Here is a 13,235-nt window from a genome sequence, read left to right on the forward strand (position 1 = left end):
AGGGCTGTCCCCAAAATCGTCCCTATCTTTACGGGCCTATGGATGCCCATTCGCCCGCCTCTTTTTACCGACTCCTTCGCGAAAAATTCCCCCACCAGCCCACCGCCCTGCAAGACATCGCCCTGCAAAAGCTGGCGGACTTCATCGTTGCGGGCCGTAAGGATGCGGTTTTCCTCCTGAAAGGGTATGCCGGTACGGGGAAGACCACCTTGCTGGGCACCCTGATTACCAACCTCTGGCATTGTAAGAAAAAGGCGGTGCTGATGGCGCCCACCGGGCGGGCGGCAAAGGTGATGTCTGCCTATACCGGCACACAGGCCTTCACCATTCATAAACAAATCTACTTCCCCAAGAAGGAACGCTCCGGGGGGGTGCGCTTTACCCTGGCCCCCAACCGCCACCGCAACACCCTTTTTATCGTGGACGAGGCCTCCATGATCCCGGATGCGCCCACAGAAACTTCCAAAGGCCCCCAGGCCTCCCTGCTGGATGATCTCATGACCTATGTCTATTCCGGCTTTAAATGCCAGTTGATGCTGGTAGGGGATACGGCCCAGCTACCCCCCGTTAAATTGTCCCTGAGCCCGGCCCTGCAGGCCGAGACCCTGGAACTGCAATATGGGAAATCCGTGGAACAGCTGGAACTGGATGAGGTAATGCGGCAGGCCGAGGATTCGGGTATCCTGATGAATGCCACCAGCCTCAGGGAGGCGCTGGTGACGGATCCGGTGCGGCCGTTCCGGTTCGAGACGGCAGACTTCCCGGACATTACGCGCCTCACGGATGGGTACGATATCCAGGATGCCATTAACCGGGCCTTCGACGAGGATGGCAAGGAGGAAATCGCCGTTATCGTGCGCTCCAACAAGCGGGCCAACCTCTACAATGAAAACATCCGCAGCCGGCTGCTGTTCCTGGAAAATGAACTGGCCGTGGGCGATTATATGATGGTGGTCAAGAACAACTACTTCTGGCTCAAGAGTACCTCCGAGGCCGGGTTTATCGCAAACGGAGACATTATCGAGGTTCTGGAGCTCTTTGCCATCAAGGAACTCTACGGCTTCCGCTTTGCCGAGGTGCGGGTGCGCATGGTGGATTACCCCAAGCAAAAACCTTTCGAAACCGTATTGTTGCTGGATACCATCAAGGCTGAAAGCCCGGCGCTTTCCTATGAGGAGGGCAATCGCCTGTACCAGGAGGTCATGGCAGATTATGCCCACGAGACTTCTTCCTACCGCAAATTCCTGAGCGTAAAGAACAATCCCTTTTTCAACGCCCTACAGGTGAAGTTTTCGTATGCCATTACCTGCCACAAATCCCAGGGGGGGCAATGGGAAACCGTGTTTGTAGAGCAACCATACCTGACCGGGGAACCGGACCGGGAGTACCTGCGGTGGCTCTATACGGCGGTTACCCGGGCCCGGAAACGCCTCTACCTGATCGGCTTCCGAGGCGATTTTTTTGTGAGTGACGAATAGCGTATTTTAGGGTCTAATCCTATAGTCATGGTAAACGCAGAAACGGTACTGAGCATTTTCCTGGGGGTTGGCCTGGCGGCTTCCGCAGGATTCCGGGTTTTTTTGCCCCTGTTCGCGCTCAGCCTGGCTGCATATAACGGCATATGGGACCTGAATGAGAGCTGGGCATGGATTGGGAGCCTCACGGCGGTGATCACCTTTGGGGTGGCCACCCTGGTAGAGTTGTTTGCCTATTTTATCCCCTGGGTGGATAACCTGCTGGATTCCATCTCCCTGCCTCTGGCGGCCATTGCGGGTACTGCTGTGATGGTATCTACCGTTACCGGCCTGGACCCGGTGGTAACCTGGTCCCTGGCCATTATAGCGGGAGGCGGTACTGCCACGGCCATCAAAGGCGCCGCTGCCGGCGGCCGTATGGCTTCGAGCCTGGGTACCGGGGGGCTGGCCAACCCAGCTATTGCGACGGTGGAGACGGGTACGGCTACCGTGATGAGCCTGGCTTCCGTCCTGGCACCGGTTTTTGCTGCCGTACTGGTGATTATCGTCCTGGCCCTGGTCTTCCGGGTATACCGGAAACTGCGCCCCAGGCGGGGCCCGGAATCCTGAATTAACCGTACCTTAGCCTATCCAAACCGACCCCCAAAGCCTATGAAAGCATTTGCGATGATTCCGGCCCGGTATGCGGCCTCGCGCTTCCCCGGGAAACTCATGCAGGACCTGGCCGGGAAACCGGTCATTGTCCGCACCTACCAGGCGGCCCTGGGCACAGGGTTGTTTGACCGGGTGATCGTGGTGACCGACAGCGAGGAGATTGCCTTGGCCATTAAAGGCTGTGGGGGCGAAGTGATCATGAGTCGGGAACCCCATGAAACGGGTTCCGACCGGCTGGCCGAAGCCGTGGAGGACCTGGAGGTGGACATAGTGGTCAATGTGCAGGGGGATGAACCCTTTACCGAACGGGAAAGCCTGGCCAAGTTGCTGCAGGTATTCCGCGAAGACCCGGAGGCCCGGGTAGACCTGGCCTCTTTGATGACGGAGCTCACGGATCCGGAAGACATTGCCAACCCCAATACGGTCAAGGTCATTACCGACCGGGAGGGTTTTGCCCTTTATTTTTCAAGGGCGGTCATTCCCTACCAGCGGGCCGAGGAGCCCCGGGCGGTTTATTACAAGCACAAAGGGGTGTATGCCTTCCGCAAACAGGCCCTGCTGGATTTCCGGCGCCTGCCCATGCAGCCCCTGGAAGCGGTGGAAAAGATCGAGGCCATCCGCTACCTGGAATATGGAAAGAAAATAAAAATGGTCCGCACCTCGGTGAGCGGGATTGAGATCGACACCCCGGAGGACCTGGAACGCGCCAAGGCAGCATGGATTTAGACTTCAGCAACATTACCGCCATCGGCTTCGATGCAGACGACACCCTCTGGGTGAACGAGACCTATTTCCGGCAGGCAGAAGATGAATTTGCGGGCCTGCTGGAAGATTTCGAAACCCGGAATAAGGTAGACCAGGAGCTTTTCAAAAAGGAGATGGATAACCTGGAGCTTTACGGATACGGCATCAAAGGGTTTATGCTCTCCATGATCGAGTCTGCCCTGGAACTGTCCGACCACCGCGTATCTACGCGGACCATTGGTCGTATCCTGGAGATCGGCAAGGAGATGATTAGCCACCGCCTGGAACTCCTGGACGGGGTAGAGGAGGTGCTGCGCGGCCTGAACGGGAAGTATCGTTTGCTGGTGCTTACCAAAGGCGACCTGCTGGACCAGGAGCGGAAACTGGAAAAATCCGGGCTTATGGACTACTTCCACCATGTGGAGGTGTTGTCCGATAAAAAGGAAATCAATTACAGCCGGTTGCTGGAACACCTGGAGATCCCCGTATCCGAATTCCTGATGGTGGGCAATTCCCTGAAATCGGATGTGCTGCCCCTCCTGAACATAGGAGCCCGGGCGGTGCACGTGCCCTTCCACACCACCTGGGCCCACGAGGAGGTAGACCCCGCCCAGCACAACAATAGCCACCTGACCCTGAACCGCCTGAGCGATTTATTGAATTATCTCCACTGATTTGAAGGCTTCCAGAGAACATCACCCCACATCCGCAAAACCTGAACAGCGAACCCAGTTCCGGAATTTTCCTATGGTACCGCGCGTGATCTATGGCACAGGAAGCTTTAGCCAGCTGGCTGATATCCTGATGCCCAGGAGGCGGCATGCGGATGCCCCGGTGATCTATCTGGTGGACGATGTGTTTGAGGGAAAACCCCTGATGGGTCGCATCCCGGCCATTTTTGAGGATCAGATTATTTTGGTTAGCGCTGCGGAGGAGCCCAAAACCACGCAGGTAGATGCCCTGGTTTCACGCATTCGGCAGACTTTCGGAACCAATCCTACCGGGATTGTCGGGATCGGCGGCGGGTCCGTGCTGGACCTGGCCAAGGCCCTGGCCGTTATGCTCAACAACGAGGGGGGCAGCGCGGATTACCAGGGGTGGGATCTGGTGCGCCACCCGGCCGTGTATCATGTGGGGGTACCCACCCTGAGTGGCACCGGGTCCGAAGTTTCCCGCACCGCGGTGCTTACGGGGCCCGAACGCAAACTGGGTATCAATTCCGATTATTCCGTCTTTGACCAGGTGGTCCTGGATCCCGACCTTACCAAAGGGGTACCCAGGGAGCAGTGGTTCTATACGGGCATGGATTGCTTTATCCATTGCGTGGAATCCCTGAATGGCACCTTCCTGAATGCTTTCAGCAAGAGTTATGGGGAAATGGCCCTGACCCTTTGTGAAGAAGTGTTTTTGGGGGAACTGCCACTGCAGGAACAACGGGAAAAACTTATGATGGCCTCCTGGCATGGCGGGATGAGTATTGCCTATTCCCAGGTAGGGGTGGCCCATGCGCTTAGTTACGGCCTTTCCTATGTACTGGGCACGCCCCATGGCCTGGGGAACTGCCTGGTGTTCCGCCACCTTTCGGAGTTTTATCCCGAGGGGGTGGAAACCTTCCTCAGCATGCAGGAAAAGCATGGCATTTCCCTGCCCGAGGGGGTTTGCGCCGGGCTGTCGGACGAACAGCTGGAAACTATGGTTTCCGTGGCTATGGGCATGGAACCCCTTTGGGAAAATGCCCTGGGCCCCGAATGGAAATCCACCATAACCCCGGAACGGCTGGCCGGGTATTACCAACGGATTTAACCTTAAACCCATGAAAGCACTCGCTTCCCTGATTTATTATAAACTGATGGGCTGGAAACTGGTGGGCCGGTTCCCGGACCTGGACCAGTGCGTGGTAGCCGTGGTACCCCATACCAGCTGGATGGATTTTGCCCTGGGGCTGATTGTGCGCAAACTGATCGGCAAGGACATCCATTACATCGGGAAGGCAGCCCTTTTTCGACCCCCTTATGGGTGGTTCTTCCGATGGACCGGGGGCGCCCCTGTAGACCGCAGCGGCGGCAAGGACAACGTGAAGGCGGCAGCGGCCGTGTTCCGTCAGCATAAGGTATTCCGCCTGGCCCTGGCCCCGGAAGGCACCCGCAAAAAGGTAGATCGCTGGCGCACCGGGTTTTATTACATCGCCCTGGAAGCGGGGGTGCCTATTGTGCTGGTGGCCTTCGATTTCGGGCGGAAGCAGGTAAAAATCTCTGAGCCGATGGTACCCACGGGCAACTTCGAGGCAGACTATGCCACCTACCTCGATTTTTTCAAGGGCGTTAAGGGATATATCCCGGAAAAGGGGTCTTACTAAAGGCGGTTACCCTATTCCTGCATATTGTGGTAAACGTTCTGTACGTCGTCGTCCTCCTCGATCATCTCCAGGAGTTTTTCCACGTCTTCAGCCTGTTCCGCGCTTAATTCCTTGTTCACCTGAGGGATGCGGTCAAAGCCCGAGGAGCGGATTTCGATCCCCCGGGATTCCAGTTCCTTCTGTATGCCGCCAAAGGCCTCAAAGGGGGCGTAGATGTGGATGCCGTCTTCGTCCATAAACACCTCTTCGGCCCCGAAATCGATCAGGTCCAGCTCCAGTTCTTCCGGGTCCTGCCCTTCGGGGTCAATACAGAAATTGCAGGTGTGGTCGAACATGAATTCCACAGAGCCCGAGGTGCCCAGGCTGCCATTGCATTTATTGAAGTAGGACCGGATGTTGGCAACCGTACGGGTGTTGTTGTCCGTGGCCGTTTCCACCAGGATGGCAATCCCGTGGGGTGCATACCCTTCGTAGAGGACCTCCTTGTAATCGCCCTGGCTTTTGTCCGAGGCCCGTTTGATGGCCCGCTCGATATTGTCCTTGGGCATGTTCACGGACTTGGCGTTCTGGATCACGGCACGCAGGCGGGCGTTGGCATCGGGGTCCGGGCCACCTTCCTTCACGGCCATTACAATATCTTTTCCAATACGCGTGAACGCCTTGGACATCGCTGCCCAGCGCTTCATTTTCCGGGCTTTGCGGAATTCAAAAGCTCTTCCCATCTCGGTCTTAGGTTTAACGGGTCACAAAGGTAAGAAATAGGGCATTGCTGTCAAGCAGTGGCCTGCCCTTATTCGCCGGGCAGGATCAGGGCCTCTATGGTGCGGGCCATCCGGAAATCTTTTTCGGTAACCCCGCCGGCGTCATGGGTGCTCAGGCGAATTTCCAGCTGGTTGTAAACATTGGTCCAGTCCGGGTGGTGGCCCTGGGCTTCGCATTCAAAAGCAATGCGCGACATGGCTGTGAAGGCCTCTTTGAAGTCCTGGAATTCGAAGGTGGTGGTAAGGGCCTCCCCGTTGTATTCCCAGCCTTCCAGGTTGGCCAGCCCTTCCGCTATTTGTTTTTCGTTTAAGGCGTCCATAGTGGTGTTTTACGGAAAGGTACGGCAAATGGCGGAGGCGGCCAATTATTGGCTGATGTGCATGTCGATGACTTCCTGGTAGGAATACTGCAGGTTTTTGGGCAGTTTGCTGTGTTTGGGCAGCACGGCCAGGTAGCGTTCGTCGTTGGTGGTGTATACCCGTTTGAAGATAGGCCGGTTTTCGCTCAGATGGGAGCAGATCTCCCCGATAAAGTCCTCGTGGTGCACCAGGTCCCGGGACCCCAGGTGGAAGATCCCGTGTTTGTCCCGGTTAATCATGTAGTGCAGCTGCTGGCAGAGCTTGTCGTCCGAAGTCACGTTCATGATCAGGTTGGGGAAGACCTCAATGGGGTTGACCTCCTTCAGGGCGGTGAGCAATTCCCGGGTACGGGGGGAGGCGTTGCCGAATACCATCGGCAGGCGGATGATCCCCATGCGCTCCTGCGGCAGGCGCAACAGCATATTTTCGATTCGGATTTTCAGCCGGCCGTACACGCTTTCGGACAGGGTTTTGTCGAGCTCGTAGGAAGGGTATTTGCTATAGGCGTCAAACACGTTGGCCGAGGAGAGGAAATACATCCGGGCCTGGTGTCCGGCCAGGTATTCTACAAGGTGGGCATGGGCCTGGATCTGGGCCCCGAAATCCCCGCGAACGGCAGAGATGATCACCTGTGGCTTCACCTCCTCCAGCAGGGGGAAGATGTCGTCTTCCTGCATGTCGTACCGCAGGAATTTGGCATTGTCTTCAAACCGCCGGCGGGCAGAACAATAAGTGGCATAGGTGTCAAAATAGGGGCAGAGTTCCTTGTACAGGGCATGACCCAAAAATCCGCTTCCCCCAAGTATGAGTATTCGTTTGCCTGTATCCGCCACGCCTTCTTCCTCCAGTTTTCCCGCTTACCCTTTGTAGAACGGGGGTTTTACGATCTGGGCCGGCACCCGGTTCTTGCGGATCTGTACGTAAACAGTCTGCCCCGGCTGGGCCCAGGCCAGGTCTGCGTACCCCAACCCGATGCCTTTCCCCAGGCTGGGGGACATGGTGCCCGAGGTCACTTTACCGATGAGGTTGCCTTCGGCATCCACCAGCTCGTAACCCTGACGGGGGATCCCGCGTTCGAGTAATTCAAATCCGATCAGTTTGCGCGTAACCCCGGTTTCCTTCTGGGCGGCCAGGCCGTCGCGGTTCACGAAGTCGGTCCCCAGTTTGGTAATCCATCCCAGGCCGGCTTCCAGGGGGGAGGTAGTGTCGTCAATATCGTTCCCGTACAGGCAGTATCCCATTTCCAGGCGCAGGGTGTCCCGGGCGGCCAGGCCAATGGGCTTGATGCCGTAGGGTTCCCCGGCAGCCATCACTTTTTCCCAGACCTGTTCCACTTCGCTGTTCTTGCAGTAGATTTCAAATCCCCCGGAGCCTGTGTATCCCGTGGCCGAGATAATCACGTGGGGGCAGCCGGCAAAATCCGCCACCTCAAAATGGTAAAACGGGATGGCTTCCAGGTCTACGGAGGTCAGGGACTGCATGGCCTCCGAGGCCTTGGGCCCCTGTATGGCCAGCAGGGAATAGGCGTCGGAAAGGTTCCGCATCTCCGCCCCGATGCCGGCGTTATGGGCGCTGATGTGTTCCCAGTCCTTTTCGATATTGGAGGCATTAACCACCAGCAGGTAGGTTTCCTCCTTCACCCGGTACACGATCAGGTCGTCCACGATCCCGCCTTCGGCATTGGGCAGGCAACTGTACTGGGCCCGCCCTACCTCCAGTTTGGAGGCGTCGTTGGAGGTTACCCACTGGACCAGTTCCAGGGCTTTGGGCCCCTCAATCAGGAACTCCCCCATATGGGATACGTCAAATACCCCTACGCCTTCGCGAACGGTTTGGTGTTCCGCATTAACGCCCTCGTAGGAGACGGGCATATCGTAACCGGCGAAAGGCACCATTTTGGCGCCCAGGGCCGTGTGCACGTGGTGCAGCGCAGTCTGTTTCATATCGGCTTTGTGAATTCCCGGCAAAGGTATTGAAATTCCTCCGTTCCTGCCCCTTCAAGCGGCCTGGTTTCTGGCCGGGGCAAGCCTAGATGGAATTCAGGAGGAAGTCCCTGACCTCCTGGTACTGGGAAACCGGGGTGGATACCTTTTCCCGGCCCATGACCCCTGCAATCTGGGGCGGGATATCCAGGTGCAGCCCCAGGCTGGCTTCCACTTCGGGCCTGAATTTGATGGGGTGCGCCGTTTCCAGGAAGATGCCCGGGTGGCCCGGGTCGGATTCCAGATAGGCTTTCAGCCCCAGGTAGCCAACGGCCCCATGGGGGTCGGCTACATAACCGTACTCCCGATACAGCTTTTTCATGGCTTCGCGGGTTTGTGAATCGGTGTAGGCATACGCGCTAAAATGGGATTTCAGGGCGGGGAGGGAATCCCCGAATAATTCCCGTATCCGCACAAAATTACTCGGGTCCGCCACATCCATGGCATTCGAGATGGTGGGAACGGCCGGTTCCGGTTGGTATGATCCGGATGCCAGGAAACGGGGTACCGTGTCGTTCCGGTTGGTGGCCGCGACAAAGCGGGCGCAGGGCATCCCCATGCGGTGGGCCAGCATCCCGGCGCAAATGTTGCCAAAATTCCCGCTGGGTACGGAAAACACCGGGGGCGGGGAGTCCGGTCCCAATTGTCTAATCGCGAGTACATAATAGAGCATCTGGGGCATCCACCGGGCCACATTGATGCTGTTGGCGGAGGTTAGGCGCATGGCCGAGGTAAGTGCGGAATCCAGGAAAGCCGTTTTAACCATGTCCTGGCAGTCGTCAAAACTGCCCTTTACGCGAAGGGCGCTGATGTTTTCCCCCAGGGTGGTGAGTTGGCGTTCCTGAATGTCGCTCACCTTACCCTCCGGGTACAGGATCACCACCTTCACCCCCTGCACCCCCAGGAAGCCCCGGGCCACTGCGCCCCCGGTATCCCCGCTGGTTGCCACCAGCACGGTTACTTCGGCATCGGAGGAATCGGAAAAATAGCCCAGGCAACGCGCCATAAAGCGCGCGCCCACGTCCTTAAAGGCCATGGTAGGGCCATGGTAGAGCTCCAGGGCCTGCACCCCGGGTTCCACATCCACCAGGGGGAAAGGGAAGCCCAGGGTTTCCTCCAGGATGTCCCGCAGGTCCGTATCGGGTATCTCGCTGCCCGCATAGGGCCGCATCAGTTCCAGGGCCAGATCCGGGATTTCCCGGGTCCCGAGGTCATTCCAGAAGGTATCGGGCAGCCTTGGGACTTCCTTTGGGAAATACAGGCCGCGGTCCGGGGCTATGCCGCGTACGACGGCTTCGCTAAAGGGGACTTCAGGGGCTTTTCCATTCAGGCTGTAGTAGTGCATGTCAGGTGTCGGATTGAGGTGAGGGATAGGTCTCCACCTGCCGGACCCCACGGGGGGATACCGGGCTCAGGTGCAGGTCGAAGGGGATGCCCATGGGGGTATAGGTGGCTTCCAGGGCTTTGCCCACTGCAGCTGCTTTATCCGTACCCCGGCAAAGGGCGTATACGGAGGGTCCGGAACCCGAAATGCCAAAGCCCAGGGCGCCCGCATCCAGGGCAGCCTGGCGCAGGGCGTCAAAACCGGGGATCAGCAGGGAGCGGACCGGTTCAATGATCACATCTTCCAGGGAACGACTGATCAGCCCGTAGTCTTCAGTAAAAAGGCCCGTGATCAGCCCCCCAACATTACCCCACTGCCGGATACCCTGAGACAGGGGGATATGCGTTTTCAATACCTTCCGGGCGTCGGAGGTCTTGAGTTCTACCTGGGGGTGGAGTACGCAGGCCTGCAATTCGGGCGGGCAATGCACCCGGGCAACATCCAAAGGGTTGGCGCTGCGCACCAGGGTAATCCCGCCCATCAGGGCCGGGGCTACATTGTCTGCATGGGCGGCCCCGCTGGCCAGTTGTTCCCCGGCCATGGCAAAGCCCACCAGTTCGGTTTCCGAGAAGGGTTCCCCAAGCAGGGCATTCAGGCCCCACACAGCACCGGCGGCACTGGCGGCACTGCTGCCGATCCCGCTGCCGGCCTTGATACCTTTGTGGAGTTCCAGGGTTACCCCTACCGGCCTGCCGTAGGCTTCCAGCAGGGCCAGGGCGGCTACCCCGGCCACATTCCGGCTGGCCTCCAAAGGCAGGTCCATGCCGGTAATCCGGCGAATAAGGACGCCCGGGGTATCATTGCGTTCCAGCTTCAGGTAGTCGCCCACCCCGTCCAGGGCCAGGCCCAGCACGTCAAACCCGCAGGAGAGGTTGGCTATGGTAGCCGGGGCAAATACAGTAATGGAATCTTTCATATGCGCCTTGCTAATAATTCCCGATCCGGATAATGTCTGCAAAAATCCCGGAGGCGGTCACCTCGGCCCCCGCGCCGGCCCCTTTAACGATCAGGGGTTGTTCCCGGTAACGATCCGTGTAAAAAAGCACAATGTTGTCGCTCCCGCTCAGGTGGTAAAAATCATGCCCCTGGGGGATGGCTTCCAGCCCTACAGAGGCTTTGCCCTGATCCAGTGTGGCTACGTACTTCAGGCGACATCCCTTTTCGCTTGCGTCCCGGTACAAAGCCTCAAAGTGCGCGGGGTTTGCTTCCAGGGCTGTGAAAAATGCCTCCACGCTGTCTGCTTCTGTGGCAGCCTGGGGCAGGAAGGACCGGTTTTCCAGGTCTTCCATCTCTAACTGCAACCCGCTTTCCCGGGCCAGGATCAGGATTTTACGCATCACGTCCACCCCGCTCAGGTCAATGCGGGGATCCGGCTCAGTATAGCCCTGGGCCCCGGCTTCCCGGACCACTTCGGCAAAGGATTGCTCCCCGTTATAGGTGTTGAAGATAAAGTTAAGGCTTCCGGATAGAACAGCCTGTATTTTCCGGATTCGGTCGCCTGAGATGACCAGGTTCTTCAGGGTGTCGATTACCGGTAATCCTGCGCCTACGTTGGTTTCGTACAGGAAGGAGGCGGAGTATTCCCGCGCCAGTTGCTTTAGCCCTGCATAGTGTTCATAGGCCGAAGAACAGGCAATCTTGTTGCAGGTCACCACGCTGATGCTGGACTTCAGGTACTTCCCGTAATAGCCGGATACCACCTCGCTGGCCGTATTGTCCACAAAGATGGAATTCCTCAGGTTCAGGCTGCGGACCCGCTCCAGGAAGCCCTCCAGGTGGGCGGGCTCGCCTTGTTCCAGGGCTACCGCCCAGTGGTCCAGGTCAATTTCGGTCCCCTCAACCACCATGTTGCGGGAATTGGACAGGCCCATAACGCGCAGGTTGATACGGTGTTCCCGTTTCAGGGTCTTCTGCTGGGCCCGGATTTGCTCCAGCAGGCGGGCGCCTACGTTGCCCACCCCGGTTATAAAGAGGTTTACCTGCCTTACCTGGGCTTCAAAGAAGGCCTCGTGCAGGGTGTTCAGGGCCTTTTTAACATCGGGGGTGCGGATTACTGCCGAAATGTTGCGTTCCGAAGCCCCCTGGGCAATGGCCCGGATATTCACGTTGTTTTTCCCCAGGGCGCTGAACATTTTTCCGCTTAGCCCCTGGTGCTGTTTCATCTGGTCGCCTACCAGGGCGATAATGGAGAGGTTGGCCTCGGTTTCCACCGGCTGGATCTGTTGCTTGGAAATCTCCAGTTCGAAGGCGGTGTTCACGGCCCGGGCCGCCTCCTGCAGGCGGTTGGCTGCGATCCCCACGCAAATGGAATGCTCTGAGGAGGCCTGGGTAATAAAGACGATGCTGATCTGCGCCTCGGACAGGGTTTCGAAAAAACGCTTGCTGATTCCGGGAATACCTACCATCCCCGGGCCTTCCAGCGAAAGCAGCCCGATATCCGGCACGTGGCTTATGCCCCGTACCGTGCGCCCTTCGGTATTGCCTTCGGCATGGATCAGGGTGCCTTCATGCCCGGGTTCAAAGGTGTTTTTGATGCGGATGGGGATGCCTGCTTCCAGGGCGGGCTGTATAGTTGGGGGGTAGAGTACCTTGGCCCCGAAGTGGGAAAGCTCCATGGCTTCCTGGTAGGAAATCACCGGGATGGGCCGGGCCTGTTTGACCAGGCGCGGATTAGCCGTGAACATCCCGCTTACGTCCGTCCAGATCTGTAATTCTTCTGCGCCAACCGCCGCGGCGTATAAAGCCGCGCTAAAATCGGAGCCGCCCCGCCCCAGGGTAGTGGTGTCGCCTTCGGCGTTGGCTGCAATAAACCCGGGCAGGACTTTGATCTCCGCCCCGCTGCTCAGCCGTGCTGCAGCCAGGGTTGCAGTAGTTTCCCGGTTTACCGTAGCCTGCCCGAAGCGGGAATCCGTACGGATCAATTCCCGGCTGTCCACAAATTCTGCCGGCAGGCCTTGCTGCCGGTAGAAGGAAGCGATAATAAATGATGAGAGTAATTCCCCGTAGCTCACGATTTTATCGAGCAGCTTGGGGGTGGTTTCCCCAATCAGGAAGGCGCCTTCCAAAAGGGTCTCCAGGGTGTTCAGGTCGGTTTTTACCCGTCCGATCACACTGCCCTGGGCTGCAGGGGGGAGGAGCTCCCGGATGGTTTGCAGGTGCCGGTCTTCAATGGCCTGCAGGCCCTGCCGGAACTGCTCGTCCTGGGCTGCGGCCTCCGAGGCGGTGCGCAGCAACAGGTCGGTGATGCCGCCCAGGGCGGAAACCACCACGGCCAGCGGGGGTTCGGTTTGGGATACGATACTATGGGTCTGGCGTATGGCCTGGGCGTCCGCAACGGAACTGCCCCCGAATTTCAGGATTTTCATGGGTGGATGGAGGTTTGGATGTTGTTAACGAGGATAGGGACTCGGGTCGGAGGGAATATCATGCACTTACCCCCAAGGGGTGAAGCCCCGGGTAGCGGGGGTGGTAATAATGGCTTTTCCGGCCTGGGCCGTGATCAGGTTTCGTGCAGGCAAC

At 58.1% G+C, this 13,235-nt stretch carries 13 protein-coding genes; 6 read left to right on the top strand and 7 right to left on the bottom strand.

Translation table 11 applies throughout. From position 1 onward, the window contains the following. Positions 1-38: 38 nt before the first annotated feature. The 6 genes from OZ410_RS09865 (at position 39) to OZ410_RS09890 (ending at position 5,229) form a co-directional block, all read left to right on the top strand. Complete coding sequence (locus OZ410_RS09865; RefSeq protein ID WP_277707794.1) at positions 39-1,478, top strand: ATP-dependent DNA helicase; 1,440 nt, start codon at positions 39-41, stop codon at positions 1,476-1,478. 27 nt (positions 1,479-1,505) lie between these two features. Beyond that, a complete protein-coding gene (locus OZ410_RS09870) occupies positions 1,506-2,084 on the top strand; it encodes a DUF4126 domain-containing protein (protein ID WP_277707795.1) in 579 nt (192 codons plus the stop codon). A gap of 42 nt (positions 2,085-2,126) precedes the next feature. Continuing rightward, positions 2,127-2,855, top strand: coding sequence for a 3-deoxy-manno-octulosonate cytidylyltransferase (kdsB, locus tag OZ410_RS09875; protein ID WP_277707796.1), 729 nt, complete (start codon positions 2,127-2,129; stop codon positions 2,853-2,855). Continuing rightward, positions 2,846-3,547 carry an HAD family hydrolase gene (locus OZ410_RS09880; RefSeq protein ID WP_277707797.1) on the top strand — a complete coding sequence of 234 codons (702 nt, stop codon included), beginning with the start codon at positions 2,846-2,848 and terminating at the stop codon, positions 3,545-3,547. The genes kdsB and OZ410_RS09880 overlap by 10 nt, the downstream gene beginning before the upstream one ends. A 73-nt stretch (positions 3,548-3,620) precedes the next feature. Further along, positions 3,621-4,676: an iron-containing alcohol dehydrogenase family protein gene (locus tag OZ410_RS09885; protein ID WP_277707798.1), complete on the top strand. Its 1,056-nt coding sequence runs from the start codon at positions 3,621-3,623 to the stop codon at positions 4,674-4,676. Positions 4,677-4,686: 10 nt separating this feature from the next. Beyond that, positions 4,687-5,229: a 1-acyl-sn-glycerol-3-phosphate acyltransferase gene (locus OZ410_RS09890; RefSeq protein ID WP_277707799.1), complete on the top strand. Its 543-nt coding sequence runs from the start codon at positions 4,687-4,689 to the stop codon at positions 5,227-5,229. Positions 5,230-5,240: 11 nt separating this feature from the next. Here the strand turns inward: OZ410_RS09890 and OZ410_RS09895 are convergent, their stop codons facing one another. The 7 genes from OZ410_RS09895 to thrA all read right to left on the bottom strand — a co-directional run bounded on the left by OZ410_RS09895 (position 5,241) and on the right by thrA (position 13,081). Further along, entirely contained in the window at positions 5,241-5,951 is a 711-nt protein-coding gene (locus OZ410_RS09895; RefSeq protein WP_277707800.1) for a YebC/PmpR family DNA-binding transcriptional regulator, read from the bottom strand. A gap of 68 nt (positions 5,952-6,019) precedes the next feature. After that, positions 6,020-6,310, bottom strand: a complete 291-nt coding sequence (locus tag OZ410_RS09900; protein ID WP_277707801.1) for a 4a-hydroxytetrahydrobiopterin dehydratase — start codon at positions 6,308-6,310, stop codon at positions 6,020-6,022. 45 nt (positions 6,311-6,355) lie between these two features. Then, on the bottom strand, positions 6,356-7,183 hold the full coding sequence (locus tag OZ410_RS09905) for a sugar nucleotide-binding protein (protein WP_277707802.1): 828 nt from the start codon (positions 7,181-7,183) through the stop codon (positions 6,356-6,358). A gap of 24 nt (positions 7,184-7,207) precedes the next feature. Further along, entirely contained in the window at positions 7,208-8,293 is a 1,086-nt protein-coding gene (gene gcvT / locus OZ410_RS09910; protein WP_277707803.1) for a glycine cleavage system aminomethyltransferase GcvT, read from the bottom strand. An 85-nt stretch (positions 8,294-8,378) separates the two neighbouring features. Further along, positions 8,379-9,677 (bottom strand): threonine synthase, encoded by a 1,299-nt coding sequence (gene thrC, locus OZ410_RS09915; RefSeq protein ID WP_277707804.1) that lies wholly within the window; start codon positions 9,675-9,677, stop codon positions 8,379-8,381. A gap of 1 nt (position 9,678) precedes the next feature. Further along, entirely contained in the window at positions 9,679-10,632 is a 954-nt protein-coding gene (locus OZ410_RS09920; RefSeq protein WP_277707805.1) for a homoserine kinase, read from the bottom strand. A gap of 10 nt (positions 10,633-10,642) precedes the next feature. Continuing rightward, a complete protein-coding gene (gene thrA, locus OZ410_RS09925; protein WP_277707806.1) occupies positions 10,643-13,081 on the bottom strand; it encodes a bifunctional aspartate kinase/homoserine dehydrogenase I in 2,439 nt (812 codons plus the stop codon). Between the last annotated feature and the right edge of the window lie 154 nt (positions 13,082-13,235).

Source organism: Robiginitalea aestuariiviva (genome assembly GCF_029537735.1).
Classification (GTDB): Bacteria; Bacteroidota; Bacteroidia; order Flavobacteriales; family Flavobacteriaceae; genus Robiginitalea; species Robiginitalea aestuariiviva.

Excerpts from the sequence above, each read along its gene's own strand:
- OZ410_RS09865 (WP_277707794.1), top strand. The coding sequence starts at position 39 with ATGGATGCCCATTCGCCCGCCTCTTTTTACCGACTCCTTCGCGAAAAA.
- OZ410_RS09870 (WP_277707795.1), top strand. The coding sequence starts at position 1,506 with ATGGTAAACGCAGAAACGGTACTGAGCATTTTCCTGGGGGTTGGCCTG.
- kdsB (WP_277707796.1), top strand. The coding sequence starts at position 2,127 with ATGAAAGCATTTGCGATGATTCCGGCCCGGTATGCGGCCTCGCGCTTC.
- OZ410_RS09880 (WP_277707797.1), top strand. The coding sequence starts at position 2,846 with ATGGATTTAGACTTCAGCAACATTACCGCCATCGGCTTCGATGCAGAC.
- OZ410_RS09885 (WP_277707798.1), top strand. The coding sequence starts at position 3,621 with ATGGTACCGCGCGTGATCTATGGCACAGGAAGCTTTAGCCAGCTGGCT.
- OZ410_RS09890 (WP_277707799.1), top strand. The coding sequence starts at position 4,687 with ATGAAAGCACTCGCTTCCCTGATTTATTATAAACTGATGGGCTGGAAA.
- OZ410_RS09895 (WP_277707800.1), bottom strand. The coding sequence starts at position 5,951 with ATGGGAAGAGCTTTTGAATTCCGCAAAGCCCGGAAAATGAAGCGCTGG.
- OZ410_RS09900 (WP_277707801.1), bottom strand. The coding sequence starts at position 6,310 with ATGGACGCCTTAAACGAAAAACAAATAGCGGAAGGGCTGGCCAACCTG.
- gcvT (WP_277707803.1), bottom strand. The coding sequence starts at position 8,293 with ATGAAACAGACTGCGCTGCACCACGTGCACACGGCCCTGGGCGCCAAA.
- thrC (WP_277707804.1), bottom strand. The coding sequence starts at position 9,677 with ATGCACTACTACAGCCTGAATGGAAAAGCCCCTGAAGTCCCCTTTAGC.
- OZ410_RS09920 (WP_277707805.1), bottom strand. The coding sequence starts at position 10,632 with ATGAAAGATTCCATTACTGTATTTGCCCCGGCTACCATAGCCAACCTC.
- thrA (WP_277707806.1), bottom strand. The coding sequence starts at position 13,081 with ATGAAAATCCTGAAATTCGGGGGCAGTTCCGTTGCGGACGCCCAGGCC.